The following is a 21133-nucleotide window of genomic DNA, read 5'->3' on the forward strand; positions in this document are numbered from 1 at the left end:
ATGTTTGTTCTTCTAGAGCATTATTTCTCTGCCGATGTGAAGGAATACTATGAGCAGTAACCCTCCGATCAAATTCAGCCACAACCATCACCTGCTGATGGTGAAAGGATTTGAAGCCGGGCTTGATTTGCTGGCGTTTGAGGGCGATGACGCCCTGAGTCAGCTGTTTCGCTACCGTATCGAATTCACCAGCGCAGACCATGCCATCAGCAAAGAGATGATGCTGATGAAGGCTGCCTCCCTGACGCTGCAGGCGCCGATGGCACAGGGCTTCGGCATTGATGTTCAGCAAGCCGTGCGGGTGATCCAGGGCGTGGTGACGGGGTTTGAACGGCTCAGTACCTCCGGGGATGAAACGCACTACGCGCTGACGCTCCAGCCGCTGCTTAACCGCTCACACCAGAACGCCATTTTCCAGGACCAGTCCGTTCCGCAAATTGTGGAAAAAATCCTCCGCGAGCGCCACGGCCTGCGCGGTCAGGATTTTCTATTCTCATTGACAAAAACGTATCCGCGCCGTGAGCAGGTGATGCAGTACGGTGAGGATGACCTGTGCTTTATAACCCGGCTGCTGGGTGAGGTAGGGATCTGGTTTCGCTTTACCACCGGCACGCGGCTTACATCGACGTCGCTGAGTTCTGCGACACTGTAATATAAGAAAACAGATGCCATATACACTTAAAAATTTGCCAAGACGCTATCCCAGAACTAAGCCTCTGAATTTCTCTCGTTGGCTTATTGCTCTGGTTGTCATGTTTTTGGTCAGCATTATCTTATTGTATATTTGGGGGAATTATCTTGAAAGTCTGTATTTTTGGAAATTAGCATTAGGTTTTCCTGTTGCTTTATGGAGTGTCTTGCTTTCTTCTCGTCTGCTTCTTGGGTCTTTACAGGATAGTAAAGCAAACGCTTTTGACAAACAGCGAGAACAGTGGATTCTGCGGGAAACCCGTAAGGCACGGCGTGCACTGCAGGTGCTGAATGCAACATTTATTACCGGCCACCCATCAGTTGCTCAGAAAGATACAGCTATTGCTATGCAAAACAACGAAAGCATTATTGTTTCACAGGTTGACCGGGATGGTAATGAAAGCTCCAGAATGAGCCAAATTACTTCCAGCCCGCAGGATTCTCTGAAATTCGTAATAACAAATATTTTTTCGCAGTTGATAGCCGAAATTCCTTTTACACAAATTCCTGATAAATATCCATTAGTAGTATTTTTTGATGTAACAACATCGCTGCCTCTGAAAAGTATTCGCCAATACTGGGATGCGGCTTGGCAAAGCAATAATATTAATATTCCAGTTGAATACGGCGAAGGGAATGGACTTAGCATAATTGAACACTGGTTGAACGTACGTACTAAAGATAAAGCAATGTTATTGATTATAGGGCTCCAGTTTAATCCGGTCATTTCTGACAACACCGCAGAAGCCGGGGTAGCTCTTCTTCTTGGTAACCGCCTGACGCAGGATGTATTCGAACCCCAAGCGTTATTACACCGGCCAGATGCTGCTCGATCAGGTGAACTGAGCGAGGGGATGGGCATGGCCGCCTGGAACGTCCCGCTAAAAGAAAATATGGTGAAAAATTTATGGCTCGCTGGAATGGCAGGTGAGCAACGTGCAGAAGCGATTGGATGTCAGAATGCACATCCTGCGCAGTGCGTAAAAGATGAGGATGTCATTTCACTCGATATATCTATGGGGAATGCTGGAGCCGCTGCACCCTGGCTGGCTATTGCTGCCGCCACTGAAATTGCCCGACAAACACAATCGCCACAGATGATCATATGCGGAGATACCACTCAGAATGTACTGTGGAGCACGCTTATTACTCCGATAGCTTCAAGACAGGAGATGGATCCGTGAAGTTACTTTTAGCACCGAAAACTACGGAAGGTCGCTATCTTTCTGTTGTATTCATTCTCTTTTTACTCTTGGCTGCAATGACATTTATCGTCTGGAAACATCCTGACATGGCCGGACTTGAGGACGATAATCAGCAGCAGATTTACTGGCTTATTGGTGGGTGTTGCATTACGGGATGTATATTTATCATGTCAGTTGTGCTCCTCTGGACAGCGCTCAGTGCCGGTAAAAAGGAGTTTGAGGCTCTCCTGGATGTCACCTGTGGTGATGATAATGAGAGAAAAAATGAGAGTGAAAACATCTCTGTTTCTCCGGCAGTGGTGATGTGTGCCAGGATACGTGACCATCTGCGAACCCGAATTGGAATTCACTGGCGGCGCAAAGTCCGCCTGCTTCTGGTCACTGGCGATGAGTCGGCAATCGAACAACTGGTTCCCGGCCTACAACGGCAGCACTGGCTTGAAGGCAACCGCACCGTACTGATTTACGGCGGCAGCCTTGCATCGGAGCCTGACCGAGAAAAATACATCGCGCTACGCAAGCTGCGCCGCGGCCGTCCTCTGGACGGGATTGTGCGGGTGATGCCGTCGTCTCTCACCCTGACGCCGCAGATAAGCGAAAACGACCTGCGCGGGCTGGAAAAAATTAGCGAACTGCTGGGCTATGCCGCCCCGGTTTGGCTGTGGAAACTGTGCGGCAGTGAGTGGTCGCAGGCTGACCGCGCGGTGCAGGCGGTAGGGGTTAGCTTCCCGTTACGCGCTACCGAGGACGATGTCGCCCGTCAGCTTGCGCAAATGCTGCCCATGCTGCGGGAGAAGGGGATGCGCCAGATCGCGGAGGAGACCCGCCACGACTTCCTGCTGCGTCTGGGGCAGCAGTTTCTCGACGGGGGGATCGCGCAATGGCGCTGGCAGCTGGCGCCATGGCTGACCGCCTCGCGACAGCGGTTTGCGCTGCGAGGCCTGATGTTTAGCCTGCCGGCGCCTCGTAGCGCAGATCCTTATCAGGAGGCTGATGCCTCGCCTGCGGGCCAGCCTCATCTCCTGACGCTGCCCGCCACCTGGCAGGGAATCGTCGATGACTGCCGCCGTTTACGCGGGCATCACGTGGGAATGGCGTGGGAGCGGGGCCTGGCGTGCGGTCTGATGGCCATCCTCGGCCTGTGGGCGGCGGGACTGCTGCTCTCCTTTACCCTTAATTACAGCCAGATTGTTTCGGTAGCGGGAAAAGCCCGTGACCTGGTGACCCACCCCTCTGTTTCTGACTATCAACTGACGGCCCTCCATGCCCTGCGCAATGAGGCCGGCCGTCTCGTGCACGATGGGCAGAAGGGAGCGCCCTGGTATCGGCGCTTTGGTCTGGACCATCATCAGCAACTATTAGACGCCGTCCTGCCCTGGTACGGCGTGGCAAACAACCGCCTGATACGTGACCCGGCCAATGTCGCGCTGCGGCAGGCGCTCAGCGCGCTGGTCAACTCCGCACCCAATAGCGACCAGCGAGCCCGGCTGGCGAAACCGGGCTATGACCAGCTGAAAGCCTGGCTGATGATGGCTCGTCCGGATAAAGCCGATGGCGCCTTTTTCGCGCAGACCATGAAAACGGTCCAGCCAACGCGAAAGGGGATCTCGACCGGACTGTGGCAAAGTCTGGCGCCGGATCTGTGGGCCTTTTATCTCTCCCTGCTGCCCGAGCGGCCAGAGTGGAAGATCATCCCGGATGCACAACGTGTCAGTCAGAGCCGTCAGGTTCTGTTGCAGCAGATAGGTCGCCGCAATGCCGAAAGCACCTTGTATGAGAACATGCTCAAATCCGTGCGTCGTAATTTTGCCGATGTATCGCTGGAAGACATGACCAGTGGCACCGATGCGCGCCGCCTGTTTACCACCGATGAAGTGGTCCCGGGGATGTTTACCCGCCAGGCATGGGAAGGCGGCATTCAGCAGGCCATTGATAAGGCAGCCAGCTCGCGCCGGGAGGAAATCGACTGGGTGCTGAGCGATTCGCGCAAAACGGTGTCGACAGACCTGTCGCCGGAGGCGCTGAAAGCGCGTTTGACCCGACGCTACTTCACCGATTTCGCTGGCAGCTGGCTGAATTTTCTCAACAGTCTACGACTTAATCCGGCGACCAATATCGCCGATGTTACCGACCAGCTCACGCTGATAAGCGATGTCCGCCAGTCGCCGCTGATTGCCCTGATGAATACCCTTGCCTGGCAGGGGCAGGCGGGGCAACAAAGGGAGGGGCTGTCGGACAGCCTTATTAAATCGGCCAAAGATCTGGTGGGCGGAAAAGACAAGCCGGTCATCGACCAGTCGGCAGCCGGGCCGCAGGGGCCTCTGGATGACACGTTCGGCCCACTGCTCCAGCTAATGGGGAAAAACACGGGCAACAACGTCATGTCGGCCGACAGCACCCTGAGCCTGCAAACCTATCTGACCCGCATCACCCGCGTGCGCCTGCGTCTGCAGCAGGTTGCGAATGCCTCCGATCCGCAGGAGATGATGCAGACCCTGGCGCAGACCGTCCTCCAGGGGAAAAGCGTCGACCTGACCGACACGCAACAATATGGCAGTCTGATTTCGGCAAGCCTTGGCGAAGAGTGGAGTGGCTTCGGTAACACTCTGTTTGTGCAGCCGCTGACTCAGGCCTGGGAAACCGTGCTTCTGCCGTCGGCGGCCAGTCTGAATGATAAATGGCGCCGATCGGTAGTCGCCAGCTGGCACACCGCTTTTGACGGCCGCTTTCCGTTTGCCGCCAGCAAAAGCGACGCCTCTCTGCCGATGCTGGCTGAGTTTGTGCGCAAAGACAGCGGGCGAATCGAACGTTTTCTTACGACGGAGCTGAACGGTGTTCTGCATAAAGAAGGTAGTCAGTGGGTGCCGGATAAGGTCAACAGTCACGGCCTGGTCTTTAATCCAGCCTTTCTGCGCGCCATCAACCAGCTAAGCCAGCTGTCCGACATTCTTTTCACCGATGGCAGCCAGGGCATCAGCTTCGAATTGCAGGCCAGGCCTGTTGCACAGGTCGTGGAGACACAGCTGACGATAGACGGCCAAAAGCTGCGCTATTTCAATCAGATGGCCGACTGGCAGACTTTCCGCTGGCCGGGGGAAACGTATAAACCCGGCGCTCTGCTGACCTGGACCACCGTCAATGCGGGCACGCGCCTGTTTGGTGACTACAGCGGAACCTGGGGTTTTATTCGCTGGCTGGAGCAGGGTAAACGCCAGCAGCTCGAACGCAGCCAGTGGATGATGAGCTTCACCGCTCCGGATGGCCGCACCCTGCAGTGGGTACTGCGCTCCCAGCTTGGGAGCGGCCCGCTGGTGCTTCTGGCGCTGCGCGGATTGACCCTGCCGGATCAGATTTTCACTGTCGATGCGGCTGAGAGCGCACAGGCCCTGACGGCGGGGGTAGGGAATAGTGACATGGATGAGATGGAAAAATGAGTATTTTACAAAATCTGGTTGCCGCCAGTCAGTTGGATGAAAGCGTACTGCGCCAGCAGGCCCGGTCACGCCAGGAAAACTGGCAGTCATGGCTTGCGCCAATCAGTGATAGCCAGCCCACCGGCAGCGAGCCGGGCTATGACGATGATTTTCAGCGTATCCGCGAGGAGGTCAATAAGATCGCCGGTGTCGATACGGGACTGATTTGCCAGCTGGCTGGACAGTTACTGGCAACAACAAAAGATATCCGGATTGTCACCTATTACTGCTGGGCCCGTTTACACCAGGACGGGGAAGCTGGCTTGGCCGATGGGCTGGAGCTGCTGGCAGGATTGCTGCAACAATATGGCATGCAGCTTCATCCGCAGCGCGACCGTAGCCGCAAAGCAGCCCTCGAGTGGTTGGGCGGTACACGTATGTTGGACAGTCTTTCACTTTTTCCAGAAGTTGTCCGGGAGGACGCAAGGCGGTCCATCGGCGCGCTGCTTCTCATTGATGATTGTCTGACGTCAGAACCCGAAACATCACGGCCAGATCTGCAAGCGCTCTGGGGCGCACTGGAGTCGCGCCTGATAAAGAGCGGGGGAGTCGAAGCGGTGGTGCCTCAGAACGTCGGAAATCAGGGGCTGGATCAAACTGCTTCCCGCACGGCTGAATATGAAGCGCCAGTTCTCAGCAACATCTCTTCCGGTCAGGATCTGCTGGCCCAGGCGCGAGCCCTGACCGCATATCTGCGTGTTCAACCCGATGGCTGGCTTGCCGCGCATCGGCTAATGAAAAGCCTTCGTCATGACACCCTGACAATCATCCCAGCGCCTGATGCTGATGGAAAAACGCGTATCGAGCCTCCCAGAGCAGATCAGCGTGCCATGCTCAAGCGACTGTATCTTCAACAGAGCTGGTCGGAGATACTGGAACAGGCAGACAGCAACTTCTCACGTGGCGCTAATCATCTCTGGCTTGACCTGCAATGGTATATCCATCAGGCGCTGATGAAGTCGGGTCAGGATGTGCTGGCCGATATTATCATTGCCGATCTGAAAGGATTGCTGCGCCGTCTGACCGGGCTTGAAACACTGGCTTTTAACGATGGCACGCCGTTTGCCGATGAGGTCACGCTGAGCTGGATAAATCAGAATGTACTCGACGATATGTCCATCTGGCGGGATGAGCCAGTATCGGCTGCCAGCGGCGCTGATAACGACATTCTGGCCCTCGAACCTGAAGCACTTGAGAAGGCTGACACAGACGGTCTCGATGCTGCACTCCACTGGCTTCAGACTCGCCCGGGCACGGAATCCATTAAAGATAAATGGCTGTTGCGCCTGCTGATGGCCCGCGTGGCCGAACAGAAGGGGAAGAATGACCTCGCGCTCTATCTGCTGCAAGAACTTGACGATACGGCAGGATCTATCACCCTCACGCAGTGGATCCCAGCCCTGTTATTCGAGATTAAATCGCGACGGCTCAGGCTGCTGCGCATGAAAGCCACTCGCAGCGAGAGTGAAAAGTTACGGTTGCAACCGGAGATGGATCAGTTGCTGGCGCGGCTGATTGCGCTCGATCCAGCCAGTAGCGCGGTGCTTTGCGGCTAACTGAACGGAAACTGACGCCAAGGAGAACCTATGACAACTAAAGGATTTTATCTGGTGCAGGGAGACAGAACGACCTGTGGCGGAAGAATAACAACGGGCGCTGAAGATCACACTCTGTTTGATAAACCTGTTGCCCGGGAGCAGGACAGCGTCACTTGCGGAAAGCACCCGGGTCGATACAAGATTGCCGGTGGCATCGACAACGATACCATTCACGGCCGGCGAATGGCTGGAAGCCTCGACAGCTGTAGTACTTGCCCCTGTAAGGCGAAGTTTATTCCATCAATGATAAATGATACTTATGAGAAAGGAGGTGAGTGCATAACTACTTTATTTTCACTCGATGGGCTTAAGGCATCTTTACAGGATCCCGATAAGAATCCTCATTCAGAAAATAAGACTGAACGGCAATGTACTCACACAGATGGGGCGATTAAAGTTGCAGAATATATACTAAGTGAAATCAAGGCGAATGTCAGAAGCGATACGGCAGAAACAATACGATATTTAATTGACGAAGATTATCTAATAAAAAGGCTTACTGAATGGAATAAACTTCCTTTTTATGCAAAGCTGGGTCCGCCCCCTAAAAGGGATTTACTTTCTGCAATGGCTATTTGGTATCAGACCGTGAAAACAGGTTCAATCTGGGATCATAAACCGAAGATTCGCGATCGGTTTTCATCCGTTGCAGTAGCACGACCACTTCCCAGGAAAGGAAAATCATCAAAGTCTTATTACCATAAATTCAAACAGTATGATTATTTTTATGATGTGTGGTCAAACATACATTATGGTTATGTTGGACTTAGTGTCGGCTTTTCTGAAGCAATTCTCCTGAAAGGATCTACTTGGGAACAAAACATGACGCCAGGTGCAATGGGGGATGATACCCTGGATGATATTACTAGCATGAAAATAGGGTTTAATCTTTTTCATGAACATGGGAAATTTGCAGAGACGTTGACGGCAGATAATATTCTTTGCGTTTTAGAAAAAACACCTGATGCGCGCCTTCCACACTCAAGAGAAAATCATTGGTGCTGGAATACAGATAATCCAGAAAAAAGTGACGAATCATTTTGAAAAAAATAAAAACGTTAACAGCTATTGCATTATTTATGGCAGTGTCATTCATTGTTGTTCATTTTATTCCGATAAGGCCAGTCGTAGTTATTATAAATAACACCAATGAAACTATATTCGTGTATGCAGGTGAGAGTATATATAATGTCGAACCTGAGCCTGACGAAGTCGCGCGTATAGTACGATCAAAGCCTGAAATTATAGCGCCTGGAAAAAGAGTTAAAATTAAAGTTTCTTTTATATCTCTGTTTAGGAAAGATGCAGCACTCGATATTGGTTGGAGGATTGGCGGTCAATACGAATATAACGCTGCAGGTGGCGGCGGTCAAAATTTTATTCTTTCCACAAAAGAGGGCGTGTGCTACGCGTCGATTTATATAAAAGATGATTTTGTTAAAGGCATGATTAAAAATAGTCCTGGCAATAAATGTTTTAAAAAAATAAAGGCATTTAATTATAAATATTAATTCAGGTGTTATAAAGATTATTTTTTTAGTAGACAATTTCAAAATCTGATAACTGAAAGGAAATCAATATAAATATATGGACGATTTAACCCTGCGTTATTACGACGCTGAAATGCGCTACCTGCTGGAAGCGGGTGAAGAGTTTGCCCGCGCTCATCCTGAGCAGGCGGCAATGCTCAATCTTGACAAAGCGGGCGCCCGCGACCCCTTTGTCGAGCGTCTGTTTGAAGGTTTTGCCTTCCTGATGGGCCGCATGCGCCAGAAGCTCGATGACGATCTGCCCGAACTCACCGAAGGCGTGGTCAGTCTGCTGTGGCCACATTATTTACGTACCATTCCTTCCCTGTCGGTCGTGGAATTCACCCCCGACTGGCAGGAAATGAAAGAGCCGATGACGATGGCCAAAGGCTTTGAAGTGCTTTCCCGGCCGATCGGTGAAAAGGGCACGCGCTGTCGGTACACCACCACCAAAGCGATCGCTCTGCAGCCGTTGTCCCTGGAGCGCGCTCAGCTCACCACCGATACGGATGGCCGGTCGGTGATCACGCTGCGCTTTAACTGCAGCAGCCTGACGGACTGGCGCCGGATCGATCTCAGCCATATCCCGCTCTACTGCAACGCCGATGCGCCGCTGGCCTGCGCCATGCACGAGGCCTTTACCCTCAAGGTGGCCAGGATGTGGCTGCGCGTACCCGGTGAGGAGGACAGAAAGCCGCTGGACGGGTATTTCAGCGCGCTGGGATTTGGCGAGGATGACGGCCTCTGGCCCGAAGATGGCCGCAGTTTTCGCGGCTACCAGCTGCTGCTGGAGTATTTTACCTTCCGTGAAAAGTTCATGTTCATCGACCTGCGCGGGCTGGAGACGGTGGCTTTCCCGGCCGGGATGGCGTGGTTTGAGATCGACGTCGTGCTGGCGGAACGCTGGGAACATGACTTCCGCTTCAGCGAAAAGCAGCTGCGCCTGCACTGCGTACCGGCGATCAACCTGTTCCCGCTGGAGTCCGATCCGCTGACCATCAATTCCCTGCAGACAGAATACCTGCTGCGCCCACTGCGCGTGCAGGACGGCCACACTGAAATTTACACCGTCGATTCCGTGATCTCCTCGAGCCAACAGGCTTACGCGCCGTTCTCAAGCTTTCGTCACAAAGGCGGCATGATGCGTCATGACGCGCCTGATTATTACTATCATACCCGGGTGCGCCGTGGCCCCTCCGGGTTGCATAACACCTGGCTTATCGTCGGTGGGGAAGCCCTTGACAATCATACCGTACCGGAAGATGAAAGCCTGTCGCTCACCCTCACCGGAACCAACGGCCAGCTTCCGCGTCGTGCGCTGCAGAGCACCGTGCTCGATACGGTGATGAAACCCACCTCGGCCAGCGTCGCGGTTCGTAACCTCTGCGCGCCGACGCTCCCGTGCTATCCCCCTGCCCAGGATCGTTTTCACTGGCGGGTGCTGAGCCATTTGGGCAGCAGTTTTCTTTCCCTGATGGACAACGCTGAAGTCCTGCGCGGCACCCTGGCGCTGTATGAATGGACCGACAGCGAGATGAATCGTCGGCGTCTGGAAGCCATCCTCGAGGTGAAGCACCGCGCAACAGAGCGCTTTGCACAGGGCCATCTGGTGCGCGGCGTGCAGATTGAAGTCACCCTCGACAGCCACGGCTTTGCCGGACGAGGCGATATATGCCTGTTTGGCGAGATGCTCAGCCGCTTCTTTGCGCTCTACACCGATATCTACTTGTTCAACCGCCTGATTATCATTCTGCAACCAACCGGAGAACGACTGGAATGGGAAGAGAAGCACAGCCGACGCATTCCCGGCTGATGCCGCGTCTGGAGGCCGACCTGCCGCGGATCAATTTTTACCGCTTTTGTCAGCTTCTGGAACGACAGCACCCCGATAAACCGCTGATGGGGGCGACCAGCCATCCGGCTGACGATCCGGTACGTTTTCATCCGCATCCGGGGATGGGGTTCCCCGCCAGCGAACTCAGAGCCGTGGAATACGATGAGGCCAATGACAGCGGGCCGCCGGTCATTCGCACCACCTTTATGGGCTTGTACGGTGTCGATTCGCCGCTCCCGACGGCCTGGCTCGATGATATCGCCCAGCGCAGGGAAGGGCATGAAGCGCTGCAGGGGGTGCTGGATATCTTCAGTCACCGGATTATCACGCAGTATTACCGCATCTGGCGGAAATACTGCTGGCCCGCCACCTTTGAGCCCGGCGGTACCGACCGCCTGTCACAGTCGCTGCTGGGTCTGGCGGGGCTGGGCATCCCCGGCACGACGCGGCATATCGCCTCGCCAGCGTCGCGCTTTCTGGCGCTGACTGGCGTGCTGCGTCAGCCGGGCAAAACTCAGCAGGGGATCCAGGCGCTGATCACGCTGCTGGCCCCGAAGACCACCGTCAGGGTGAGCCCTTACTGCCTGCGTCCGGTGGCGGTCAGCCAGCCGCTGGGCTTTTACGGCGATGACGACTTCTTACTGGACGGAAATACCCCGCTGGGTGACGAAGCGATGGACAGCAGTAGCCAGCTCCTCGTCGCCCTTATCACCGATAATCCCGAGGAGTCGCAGGGCTGGAAGCCTGATGGCCCGCTGTTTCGGGACTTTCTCATCCTGCTGCGGGTGTATCTGGGCTGGCGATTCCGGGCCAGAATCACCCTGACCGCGCCGACCCGACTGCTGGCTGTCCCGCCGCTGGGGGACGGACCGTTCTGGCTCGGTATGAACGGCGTGCTGGGCGCTGGAGAGGGTGAGAGTCAGGATGATATCCCACAGACATTTACCACCGAACTGGGCATCTATACCGGCCTGCAGCCTGCCACCTCATCGCAAGGAAACCGACGTGTTACGTATAAGTTTGATTAAAACCGCCTGCCTGCTGTCCCTGCTAGCGCTTTGCCTGAGCGGATGCGGGCTCACCCAGCGCGTCTCGGAGGGAACAAAATCCGCCTTCAACGCCGTTTTTTATAAGCAAATTAATACGCTGCATCTGGATTTTACGGCGCGCGAAGCGCTCAACACCGATGCCAGAGAGAATCACTCGCTCTCCGAACCGGTGGTGGTGCGCATCTATCAGCTTAAAGATCGCCGGACCTTTGACCGGCTGGTTTATCAGCAGCTGCTGGAGGAGGGGGATATTCTGCTCGCCGCCGATCTCCTCGCCAGTCGCGACGTAGTGATCAACCCCGGAGGGGACGCCAGTCTCAATATGCCGCTGGAAACGCAGGCGAAGTTCGTGGCGGTTGTCGGCCTGTTCCGCCATCCGGATACAGAAAGAAATACCTGGAAGCAGGTGCTGGCGCGTGAGGAATTGGATCCTGACAAGCCACGTATTTTTACCGCCGAAACTAACCAGCTAAGGCTCAGGCCTGAAGCGGCGAAGTAATGTCGAAAACAAATTTCTGCGGCGGGTCCATCGTGGCGATTGGCCCGTAATCTTCGTTAACCAGCGAACTGGCGGTAACCATCCTCATCCAGCCTCACCGGTTTCATCACAGCACAGGGAGATAACGTGACAGCGAGGGAGCGTTTTTTTAAGAAACTGCAGCACCAGCAAAATCCGCCGCGGACGACCACCTACGATAGGGCGGCCGCCGCGGATATTGCCATGTTTCGCCAGCAGATGGCGGCACTCGCCCGGCAGGTGAATCAGTGGTTTGACGGAACGGGCATCGAGGTGGTGGTTTCGACCCGCCACCTCCACGATCTGAGCACCCTTGGCTACAGCCTCAATAGCGGCATCCGCCGCTACGATATCCCCACTCTCCGCCTGCAAAACGGCGAGCGCAGCGTCAATATCGTGCCGCAGCAGCTGTGGGATGGCGTGGAAAATGGGGTCGTGACCCTGAGCCTTGAGACACCTGGCGGGGCGGGCTCCCGGGAGGTGTTTTATCTGAGCCTGGCCCCGGACGGCGGCTGGTTGATCCGTCAGGCGCGCCAGCCCCCGGAGGCGCGACAGATTCTCACCGAAGACCGCTTTTTTATGGCGATCGACAGCCTGGCCTGACTGGTCAGATGGTCTGTCCGCCCGATACCTCGATCCGCTGGGCGGTCACCCAGCGGTTATCGTCGCGCAGCAGGCTGGCGATCATCGGCCCAATATCCTCGGGAACGCCCACCCGTCCCAGCGCCGTCATCGCGGCAAACTGCGCGTTAACCCCCGCGTCGTCCCGCACCAGTCCGCCGCCAAAGTCGGTGGCGATAGCGCCGGGGGCGACGGTATTGACGGTGATGCCGCGCCCGCCCAGCTCGCGGGCCATGTATACGCTCAGCATCTCCACAGCCGCTTTGGCCGCGGCGTAGGCGGAGAAGCCAGGATAAGAGACGCGGGTCAGTCCGGAGGAGAAGTTAACGATCCGTCCGCCGTCAGCCAGCAGCGGCAGCAGGGTTTGAACGAGGAAAAACACCCCCTTAACGTGGACGTTAAACAGCCCGTCGAACTGCGCCTCGCGCGTTTCGGCCAGCGGGGCAAATTCGCCGTGTCCCGCGGTATTGATCAGATGGTCGAAGGTGTCCCGTCCCCAGACGCTGCCCAGCGCAGCGCGCAGGCTGTCTGCGAAGGCCGGAAAGCTGGCGGTCTGCGCCATATCCAGCGGCAGGGCGATGGCCTTGCGGCCGAGGGCGTGAATGTCGGCCACCACCGCTTCCGCCTGTTCAATATTGCCGCGGCAGGTGACGATGACGTCCCCACCCTGGCGGGCGATATCCAGTGCGGTCTGACGGCCAAGGCCGCGGTTAGCGCCGGTGATAAGTGCAATCTTAGTCATGTTCGATCCTCTCTGGTGTGTGGAGTCCTTACAATAGGGGGTGCCTACCAGACCGGGTTGCCCAATCCTTGTTATTTTTTGCCCATTCCTCTCCATACACTCTCTTCTGGTGGGAAATAGCGCATACTGAGGCTTTAAAACTTGCCTGAAAGGATCTTATGCGCGACGAACTCTTCGCTCTCTGCCGCCGGTATGCCGATGCTCATGTCGATAGCAGCGGGGTGGCGGTTACCCCGGTTCCCGGCATCACTCTGGTGCGGGCCCTGCACCCCGGCGATCTGCAGGCGGCCATCGCCAGGCCGCTGGTGGCCATGCTGCTGCAGGGGCGCAAAAGCGTGACCACCGGCCTGGCAAGTTTCGACTATGGTCCAGGGGAGGCGATGGTGATCGCCGCGGATGTCCCCACCACCAGCCAGATCACCGAGGCCAGTCAGCGTTTTCCCTATTACGCGCTGGTGCTGGAGCTGGATCTGGCTATCCTGCGCGAGCTGCAGGAGGTGGGACCGTCAGGGGCGGATGAGGCGCCCCGCGTCGGTATCGAACCGATGAATGCCGACGTGACGGACGCCGCTTACCGGCTGGCAAGACTGTTTGATCAACCGGGGGCGCTGGCGGTGTTAGGCGAAGGGCTGCGGCGAGAGCTGCATTACTGGCTGTTGCAGAGTGTTCACGGGGCGGCCATCCGGGCGCTGGGCGTCGCAGACAGCCATTCGGCGCGGATCCGCCGGGCGGTGGCGGTGCTGCGCCGGGATTTTATGCAGCCAGTCAGCGTCGACGCGCTGGCCGACGCCGCCGGGATGAGCGTTTCGGTCTTTCACCGTCATTTCCGCGCCATGACCACCTTGTCGCCGCTGCAGTTTCAGAAGCAGTTGCGCCTGATCCACGCCCGCCGCCTGATGCTGGCGGAAGGGATGAGCATTGCGCAGGCGGCCGGCGAAGTGGGCTATATCAGCGTGTCGCAGTTCACCCGGGAATACGCTCGCCTGTACGGCGCGCCGCCGGGCCGCGACCGTCGACGGGAAAGAATGAGCGCCTGATCTGGCGCGCGGGCTGGCGGCGGCTCCTCCCTGAGCCGGATAGCGGTGGTTCAGTTATCGAGTGTCGCCGTGATGTGCACTTTGTTACCCATTCGCGCCTCAATGATCCGATAGGCGGTTGCGCCCTCGCGGGCGGCCTGCTGGCGAATTTTGCTTTCCGCGTGGTCCAGGGTATCGCCGGTGGCGGTGAGGGTCCTGGCGTTGACCGCCAGCGGCAGCAGGCAACTCAATACGATCAGTGGAATCAGCTTGTTCATCGTCATTCTGTCCTGTGAGAGAAAATCAGCGCGCGGCCTGCAGCCAGCCGGCAATGTCCTGGGTCGGCAGATGGTGGCGGGTATTCCAGGTGTCGCCCATCGGCCACCACACGCCATCCCCCCGGGCGAAGGCGGCGCGATAGCGCAGCATGGCGTTATCCGGGTCTGTCCGCAGTTGGTCCAGCAGGGCGGGCAGGGTGTGAACGGCTTTGCTGAACGTCTGCTGCGTCACGCGCTCCACGGTGTCCGCCAGCTGCCGGTAAGAGGTCGTTTCGCCGGCAACAAACGTCACCTCGTTGACGATCCGCGGCTGATGCAGATAAATCGCGGTGGTCAGGCGGCCAATATCCGCCGGCGAGGTGACGGTCACCTGGGTGTCCCAGCTGCCAAGGGCGTGAAGGGTTCGGGTGGATAAATTCACCACATCGAAGTCTGGCTCGAATAGAAAGCTGGTAAACATGCCGGTGGAGATAATGACCCACTCCGTGGCCTGCTGCGCGCGCAGCAGGGTCCGGACATCATACTGCTCGTCCCAGACCGGCTGGCCGCTGCCTTTGCCGACTACATCGTAATTGACGCCAAACTGCCAGGGAAAATAGCGAGGCACTCCGGCGGCCAGCACCGCGCGGGTAATTTTCAGCTGCGTCCCCGGACCGGCGACAAAGCCCATGCAGTTAATCACGGTGCTGTACCCGCGAAACGCCCCGGTCAGGGTCTCCAGTGAACTACCGGCGATGTCGACGGCGAGAAAGGCGGCCCCGGCGTCGGCCAGCGCCCGGTGGCTTGCCGAACGCAGCTGGCCGGTTTCATCCCAGGCCGCCGGCGAGACGATCACCGAGACCGCGCCCTGGCGCTGGATCACCGCTGGCACCAGCGCATCCAGTACGGCGGCCCCCAGTTGTCCCGCTCCCAGAACTAATACTTTTTCCTCAAGATTAATATCATCAGTTTTCATTTTAACTCCTTGCTTAGTTAAGCCTTGTATTCACTGGCTACAGGCTCAGTGTAGGGGGGAGGGCATCATTCGATAAGAACAGGATTTCGGGTTAGACTGTTCGTCATAATGGGATAATAACCGTCGGGGGAGCACCAAATGGACAGACTGGATGCCATGCAGTTGTATGTTGCGGTTGTGGATGCCCACAGCTTCGCCCGGGCGGCGGAGGCGCTGGGGCAGCCGCGCTCAACGGTGTCTCGGGTAGTGAAGGAGCTGGAAGCCTGGCTTGGGGCGCAGCTTCTTCAGCGCACCACCCGCAAGCTCAGCGTGACGGCGGAGGGGCGTCGGTATTACGAGGAGTGTAAACGGCTGCTGGCCGAAATGACGGCGATGGAAGCCTCCTTTCCCGGCCGCTCGGCGCAACCCGCCGGGCGGTTCAAGGTGGGGATGCCGCAATCTCTCGCCCGGCACTGCGTTTTGCCGAGGATCGGCGAGTTTCTGCAGCAGTATCCCGACCTGGAGCTGATCCTCTGCTCAAGCGACAATGTGGAAGATATTATCCAGGAGGGATTCGACTGCGTGATCCGTACCGGGCAAATCGAAGATTCCACCACCCTGGTGGCGCGCCCTCTGGCCCGCTACCGCTGGATGGTCCTCGCCTCGCCGGCCTGGATAGCGGCCCACGGCCGGCCGCAGAGCATTGACGATCTGCACCAGCACCGGGCGGTGGGATACCTGAACCACCGTACCGGGCGGACCATCGACTGGCTTTTCTCCCTCGATGACGGCGACTGCGCGATCCGCATGCAGGAGACGCTGGTGGTCGACGATACCGATGCCTATATCCAGGCCGGCGTTCAGGGGCTGGGCCTGATCCGCGTCGCCAGCTATCTGGCGCAACCCTGGCTGCAGAGCGGCGCGCTGGTCGCCTGTCTGGAGCAGGCCGCGTCTGATCTTCCCCTGTCGCTGGTCTATCCGCAAAACCGCTATCTGCCGCCGGCGGTGCGCGCGTTTTACGACTGGAGCAGGCGCGTTCTGCAACCCCCGCTCAGCGAGGCCTGATGACGGGGCATCGGCCCGCTTATTGGCAGCGCATGGCCTGTTTTATCCTCGCTATCAGCCAGTTCAGCGCCGGATCCTGCGCCCGGCGTTTGTGGCGCAGTATACACAGGGTAAATTCCGGGTAGGCCACCGGCGGGGCGTCCGCGCGCAGCGCATACTGCGCCTGCCAGCGTTGCGCCAGCCCCTGGGGGACGGTGGCGAAGAGCGGCAGGGTGGTCAGCAGGAGGGGAAAGGTGGAGAAATTCTGCGTGGCGAAGCGCACGCGCCGCGAGAGTCCCTGACTGGCGAGCTGGCGATCTATTTCCCCGTGGCCGGTTTCGCGATAGGCCACCATCACATGTTCCCAGGCGACGAAATCGCCCACCGACAACGGCCCGCGGCAGGGGATCTGCTGCGGCGACCAGAGGGTGGTCACCCCCATGCTCATCACCGGTTCGCTGACGATCTCCCCGCGGCTCTGCTTGTTGAGGGACACCGCGACATCAATGCGATCCGCCTCCAGCAGCTGGCGTACCTGGAAGGGGTCGGCGGCGAGTGTCTGAAGCGACACCCCGGGCGCCTCCTGCATCAGTCCGGGTAACAGCTGGGGCATCAGCCAGTGTTCGCTCCAGTCGCTGAGGCCGACGCGGAAAAGCTGCTGCGCGCTGGCGGGGGAAAACTCCCCGGCGCCAAACATTGCCGAATGCAGATGCTCCATCAGCGGCTGCAGTTCGGTCATCAGCGCTTGCGCCCGCGGGGTCGGCAGCATGCCTCTGGCGCTGCGCACGAACAGCGGATCGTCAAACATCTCGCGCAGCCGTTTCAGCGCCCCGCTGATGGCCGGTTGGCCAAGATGCAGCGCCTCTGCGGTGCGGGTAACGCTGGCTTCGCGGTACAGCACCATCAAGACCGTCAACAAATTCAGATCGATACGACTAAAATCATTTTCAATGATTTTCTTCATTATGATAATCAATTTGAATGTGGGTTATCCCGGCAGCATAGTGAATATCACCCCGGTAAATCAACCAGCGCAATGCGCGCGGAGGGAGTGATGCAAACTTACCAGACAGGCGACAGCCTGATATTCAAAGTGCCGGAGCGCGAGATTAGCCTGCAGCCGGCGGCGCTCTATCCCGCGGCGTTCCCTGTGACGGAGGCGGACGCCGATAATCAGCCAATCGCGCTGTCAATCCACAGCTGGGTGGTACAGACTCCCCACGATCTGATCGTTATCGATACCGCCACCGGCAATGGTCGGGAGCGCGGCGGCAATCCGCTCTATCATCAACTTAACACGCCCTATCTGGAGAATCTCCGCGCCGCGGGAGTGAACCCGGAGGAGGTGACCCTGGTGCTACTGACCCACCTGCACACCGACCATGTCGGGTGGAATACCGTCTGGCGGGACGATCGCTGGGCGCCGCTGTTTCCCAACGCGCGCTACCTGTGTTCGGCAAAAGAGCTCACGCGGGTGAAGAACAGCGAACGCTACCGGGCGCTGTGGCTCGACAGCCTGCTGCCGGTGATCGAGGCTGGCCAGCTGGAGACCGTGGATGTGGCGGCCAGGCCGCTGGTCGGCGGACGGATCGCCTTTATCCCTACCCCCGGCCACAGTCCGGACCATGCCGCGCTGATCCTCTCCTCTGGCGATGACTACGCCTGTTTCTCAGGCGATCTTCTTCATTCCCCGCGCCAGTTTACCCATCCGCACTGGAGCTCGGCGTTCTGCGGCGATCCCCGGCAGGCGGAACGCTCGCGACGCGAGATGATGGCGTGGTGCGCAAGCCATCATGCCCAATGGTTCACCGGGCATTTCGCCGGACCCTCCTGCGGTTGGCTGGAGGAGGACAGGCCAGGGGAGTATCGCTGGCGAGACGCCGGAGAACGATCTGCTGACGAGGGGGAACGGTGATGAATAATGCCCAAATCGTATTGGTTTTTGGCGCCACCGGCCAGCAGGGCGGCTCGGTGGCGCGGGCGCTGCTGCACCGCGGCTGGCGGGTGCGGGCGCTGGTCAGGGATCCTTTCTCCGCCGGGGCCGCTGCGCTGGCGGCGCGGGGAGCCGAGCTGGTCGTGGGCGCCTTTGAAGACCGGGCGGCAATGCGGGCGGCGATGGCCGGGGTCGACGGCGTCTTCAGCGTGCAGCCCAGCTCGCCGGGCGGGACGGTAACCGATGAGCAGGAGGTGCGCTACGGGATAACCATCGCCAACCTTGCCGTCGAGTGCGGGGTGAAGCATCTGGTGTACAGCTCCGGCAGCGCGGCGGGGGAGACGCCGACCGGCGTAGCGCATTATGACACCAAAGCGGCGATTGAGCGGCATATCCGCCGCCTGCCGCTGGCGGCGACCATCGTGCGGCCCGCCACCTTTATGGAGCTGCTGGTGATGCCCGGTTTTGGCCTTGATGAAGGTCATTTTCACTTTTTTATGCTGCCGGAGGGGAGGATGCAGGTGCTGGCAGTGGAGGATATCGGCCAGCTTGTCGCGGCGATTTTTGCCGCGCCGGCGCGGTTTGCCGGCAAGACGTTCGAGATCGCCAGCGACAGCGTGACCGGTCGTCAGCTGGAGGCGTTATTCTCCGCGGCGGCGGGACGGCCGATCCCCTATTCGCGATTTTCCGACGAGGTGCTGGCCGCCAGCCCTTTTCTGCACAAGCTGACCGGGCTGGTGGACGACGGGCGGCTGGCGGGGCACGCCGACCTCGACGCCCTGCGCCAGCTGCACCCGCAGCTTCACACCTTCGCCGGCTGGCTGGCGGGCCCCGGCCGTCCCGCCTTCGAGCGGGCGCTGGCCAGCGGGACCCGCTGGGCGTTTAATCGTTAAAGACGACTATATCCTTCCCGCCGGCGTCTCGTTGTCTGGCCCGGCGGATGAGCTGCGCAGGGAAGGCCTGAAGGTCGTTAAGACAACGCACGAGGAGTCTGAGTGTAAATTATTTTGCGGATTTTGCTGGCAACGATAGGTGAAAGTGAACGTCCAGAATTTTCAGCCGCTTAGAATGGAGGAAACTCTCTGGGATCGCCTGAATAATGACAATTTACCGATGGGCTTCGGCCTGCCTGTTAAGCATGACCTGCGCCGCTACGGCGGCGGAATTTAAAACCATCGAGGCCGATCTGCTGGCCTCCAACCGACTGTTCTGTATGACCGGCTATGACCATAAGCCGATCGGCGTGGCGTGGGAGAGCGTCAAATCCAGCCGCTATCAGCCGCAGTCGGATGGCGACCGTATTTTTAGCGACACCGTCTCCCGGCGCTTTCTGGAAGAGGAGAATAAGACCGCCTTTTACAATGGCGCCAAATATCGCGTACTGGGTAAACCCGCCAGCGCCTGCTATGACTATTCCGCCGCGCGTATTCAACGCATGGCGGGCTACCTGAAGGTGTAACGACTCCGCGAGGCAGGCGCTAAAACAGCGCCAGCCGGGCGAGACGGTCCAGCGCCTTGCTCAGCGCGTCATCCCCAGCCGTCAGACTGATGCGAATAAACCCTTCACCCCCATCGCCAAAACCAGTGCCTGGCGCCACCAGAATATGCGCCTCCTGCAGCAGCAGGCGGGCAAACTCTTGTGAACGGTACCCGGGCGGCACGCTCAGCCAGAGGAAGAAAGTACCTTGTGCGGCACGAACCGGCCAGCGCAGTGCGGCCAGTCGACGCAGAACCCACTCCCGGCGCTGATGATACACCGCCGTCAGCTGCGCAATCCGTTCTGCCGGCAGGCTGAGCGCGGCGATCGCTGCATCCTGAATGGCGCCAAACACCGTGCTGTAGCTGTGGGTGTGCAGTTTTTTAAACGCCCGGATAATCGAGGCGTTGCCGACCGCGAAGCCGAAGCGCCAGCCGGCCATATTAAAGGTCTTGGAGAAGGTGTAGGTCTCCACTCCCCACGCTTTCGCGTCGGGCTGGGAGAAAAGGCTCAGCGGCGCATCGCTGGCCGCGCTGCCGATGGCCGCATAGGCAAAATCGTGCAGGATCGGCACCTGGTGACGGCGGGCAAACTGCAGGGCGCTGGCGAACAGCGCCGGCGTGGCGAGGGCGCCGGTGGGGTTATGCGGATAGTTAAGCACCACCAGCCCGGCCTGGTCAGCCACCTCCCGGGGGAGGTCGTTAAAATCCGGCAGGAAGTGGTTCTCAGCCCTGAGCGGCAGGCCATAAAACGCCGCCTGGGACTGCAGCGCCGCTGAGCGGTAAATGGGATAGCAGGGATCGGTGGAGATGAGGTATTGTCCGGGACGGAGCAGCGCCCGCGGGATGCCGCCAATACCGATATGCGAGCCCTGAAATACCGCGACTTCGCTGTGCGGATCGAGTTCCACATCATACTGGCGGCGATAAAAATGGGCGATCGCTGCGCGGACCTGCGGCTTGCCCCAGAACGACGGGTAGCCATGGTTTTCACGACGATGAATGGCGCTCTGCAGCGAGTCAATCACTTCCGGCGGCGTGGGCTGATCCGGACTGCCGCTGGAGAGGTCGATCAACGGCAGCGCGTCGGTGTTGACCTCCGCGGCCAGTTTTTCCAGCAGGCTGAACAGATTCTCTTCCAGGGCGTCCACCAGCGGTGAAGCAGCGAAATCAGGCATAATTTTCCCGGTTTAC

Annotated in this window: 19 protein-coding genes and 1 pseudogene; 15 read left to right on the forward strand and 5 right to left on the reverse strand. The window is 58.2% G+C overall.

What is annotated here, in order from left to right:
* Positions 1 to 49: 49 nt before the first annotated feature.
* The 10 genes and pseudogenes from vgrG to QLG03_RS04555 form a co-directional block, all read left to right on the forward strand.
* A pseudogene (gene vgrG, locus QLG03_RS04510) lies at positions 50 to 645 on the forward strand (type VI secretion system tip protein VgrG); the annotation flags it as partial.
* A 20-nt stretch (positions 646 to 665) separates the two neighbouring features.
* Entirely contained in the window at positions 666 to 1874 is a 1209-nt protein-coding gene (locus QLG03_RS04515; RefSeq protein WP_065812979.1) for a hypothetical protein, read from the forward strand.
* Positions 1871 to 5329, forward strand: coding sequence for an ImcF-related family protein (locus tag QLG03_RS04520; RefSeq protein ID WP_255987377.1), 3459 nt, complete (start codon positions 1871 to 1873; stop codon positions 5327 to 5329). Before QLG03_RS04515 ends, QLG03_RS04520 begins: the two co-directional genes overlap by 4 nt.
* Complete coding sequence (gene tssA, locus QLG03_RS04525; RefSeq protein ID WP_180263350.1) at positions 5326 to 6924, forward strand: type VI secretion system protein TssA; 1599 nt, start codon at positions 5326 to 5328, stop codon at positions 6922 to 6924. Before QLG03_RS04520 ends, tssA begins: the two co-directional genes overlap by 4 nt.
* A 30-nt stretch (positions 6925 to 6954) precedes the next feature.
* Positions 6955 to 8010 (forward strand): polymorphic toxin type 44 domain-containing protein, encoded by a 1056-nt coding sequence (locus tag QLG03_RS04530; RefSeq protein ID WP_180263351.1) that lies wholly within the window; start codon positions 6955 to 6957, stop codon positions 8008 to 8010.
* On the forward strand, positions 8007 to 8477 hold the full coding sequence (locus tag QLG03_RS04535; RefSeq protein ID WP_077269270.1) for a hypothetical protein: 471 nt from the start codon (positions 8007 to 8009) through the stop codon (positions 8475 to 8477). Before QLG03_RS04530 ends, QLG03_RS04535 begins: the two co-directional genes overlap by 4 nt.
* Positions 8478 to 8553: 76 nt before the next feature.
* The gene (gene tssF, locus QLG03_RS04540) at positions 8554 to 10308 is read left to right on the forward strand and encodes a type VI secretion system baseplate subunit TssF (protein WP_255987382.1); all 1755 of its coding nucleotides are present in this window, start codon (positions 8554 to 8556) and stop codon (positions 10306 to 10308) included.
* Complete coding sequence (gene tssG, locus QLG03_RS04545; RefSeq protein WP_255987384.1) at positions 10272 to 11357, forward strand: type VI secretion system baseplate subunit TssG; 1086 nt, start codon at positions 10272 to 10274, stop codon at positions 11355 to 11357. Before tssF ends, tssG begins: the two co-directional genes overlap by 37 nt.
* Entirely contained in the window at positions 11335 to 11877 is a 543-nt protein-coding gene (gene tssJ / locus QLG03_RS04550) for a type VI secretion system lipoprotein TssJ (RefSeq protein WP_023289403.1), read from the forward strand. Before tssG ends, tssJ begins: the two co-directional genes overlap by 23 nt.
* A 126-nt stretch (positions 11878 to 12003) precedes the next feature.
* The gene (locus QLG03_RS04555) at positions 12004 to 12498 is read left to right on the forward strand and encodes a hypothetical protein (RefSeq protein WP_255987386.1); all 495 of its coding nucleotides are present in this window, start codon (positions 12004 to 12006) and stop codon (positions 12496 to 12498) included.
* A gap of 4 nt (positions 12499 to 12502) precedes the next feature.
* On the opposite strand, the gene QLG03_RS04560 is transcribed toward QLG03_RS04555, so the two are convergent.
* Positions 12503 to 13258, reverse strand: coding sequence for an SDR family oxidoreductase (locus QLG03_RS04560; protein ID WP_255987388.1), 756 nt, complete (start codon positions 13256 to 13258; stop codon positions 12503 to 12505).
* 158 nt (positions 13259 to 13416) lie between these two features.
* On the opposite strand from QLG03_RS04560, the gene QLG03_RS04565 reads away from it, so the two are divergent.
* On the forward strand, positions 13417 to 14295 hold the full coding sequence (locus QLG03_RS04565) for an AraC family transcriptional regulator (protein ID WP_064154719.1): 879 nt from the start codon (positions 13417 to 13419) through the stop codon (positions 14293 to 14295).
* A 50-nt stretch (positions 14296 to 14345) separates the two neighbouring features.
* Here the strand turns inward: QLG03_RS04565 and QLG03_RS04570 are convergent, their stop codons facing one another.
* Positions 14346 to 14552: a DUF1471 domain-containing protein gene (locus QLG03_RS04570; protein WP_032452602.1), complete on the reverse strand. Its 207-nt coding sequence runs from the start codon at positions 14550 to 14552 to the stop codon at positions 14346 to 14348.
* Between the two features lie 25 nt (positions 14553 to 14577).
* Positions 14578 to 15507 (reverse strand): aromatic alcohol reductase, encoded by a 930-nt coding sequence (locus QLG03_RS04575; RefSeq protein WP_048297373.1) that lies wholly within the window; start codon positions 15505 to 15507, stop codon positions 14578 to 14580.
* A 138-nt stretch (positions 15508 to 15645) separates the two neighbouring features.
* On the opposite strand from QLG03_RS04575, the gene QLG03_RS04580 reads away from it, so the two are divergent.
* Complete coding sequence (locus QLG03_RS04580; protein ID WP_023289409.1) at positions 15646 to 16551, forward strand: LysR family transcriptional regulator; 906 nt, start codon at positions 15646 to 15648, stop codon at positions 16549 to 16551.
* 19 nt (positions 16552 to 16570) lie between these two features.
* Here QLG03_RS04580 and QLG03_RS04585 read toward each other — a convergent pair whose 3' ends face one another.
* Entirely contained in the window at positions 16571 to 17494 is a 924-nt protein-coding gene (locus QLG03_RS04585) for a LysR family transcriptional regulator (protein WP_255987390.1), read from the reverse strand.
* A gap of 87 nt (positions 17495 to 17581) precedes the next feature.
* Here QLG03_RS04585 and QLG03_RS04590 point away from each other — a divergent pair, with 87 nt between their 5' ends.
* The 3 genes from QLG03_RS04590 to QLG03_RS04600 all read left to right on the forward strand — a co-directional run bounded on the left by QLG03_RS04590 (position 17582) and on the right by QLG03_RS04600 (position 19922).
* Positions 17582 to 18445: an MBL fold metallo-hydrolase gene (locus QLG03_RS04590; protein WP_072413104.1), complete on the forward strand. Its 864-nt coding sequence runs from the start codon at positions 17582 to 17584 to the stop codon at positions 18443 to 18445.
* Positions 18445 to 19356, forward strand: coding sequence for an NmrA/HSCARG family protein (locus tag QLG03_RS04595; protein WP_255987392.1), 912 nt, complete (start codon positions 18445 to 18447; stop codon positions 19354 to 19356). Before QLG03_RS04590 ends, QLG03_RS04595 begins: the two co-directional genes overlap by 1 nt.
* 206 nt (positions 19357 to 19562) lie before the next feature.
* The gene (locus tag QLG03_RS04600) at positions 19563 to 19922 is read left to right on the forward strand and encodes a hypothetical protein (protein WP_023318077.1); all 360 of its coding nucleotides are present in this window, start codon (positions 19563 to 19565) and stop codon (positions 19920 to 19922) included.
* Between the two features lie 19 nt (positions 19923 to 19941).
* On the opposite strand, the gene QLG03_RS04605 is transcribed toward QLG03_RS04600, so the two are convergent.
* Positions 19942 to 21117, reverse strand: a complete 1176-nt coding sequence (locus QLG03_RS04605; RefSeq protein ID WP_255987394.1) for an aminotransferase class I/II-fold pyridoxal phosphate-dependent enzyme — start codon at positions 21115 to 21117, stop codon at positions 19942 to 19944.
* Positions 21118 to 21133: the final 16 nt, after the last annotated feature.

Source organism: Klebsiella sp. V115_8 (assembly GCF_029967715.1).
Taxonomy (GTDB): Bacteria; Pseudomonadota; Gammaproteobacteria; order Enterobacterales; family Enterobacteriaceae; genus Klebsiella; species Klebsiella quasipneumoniae.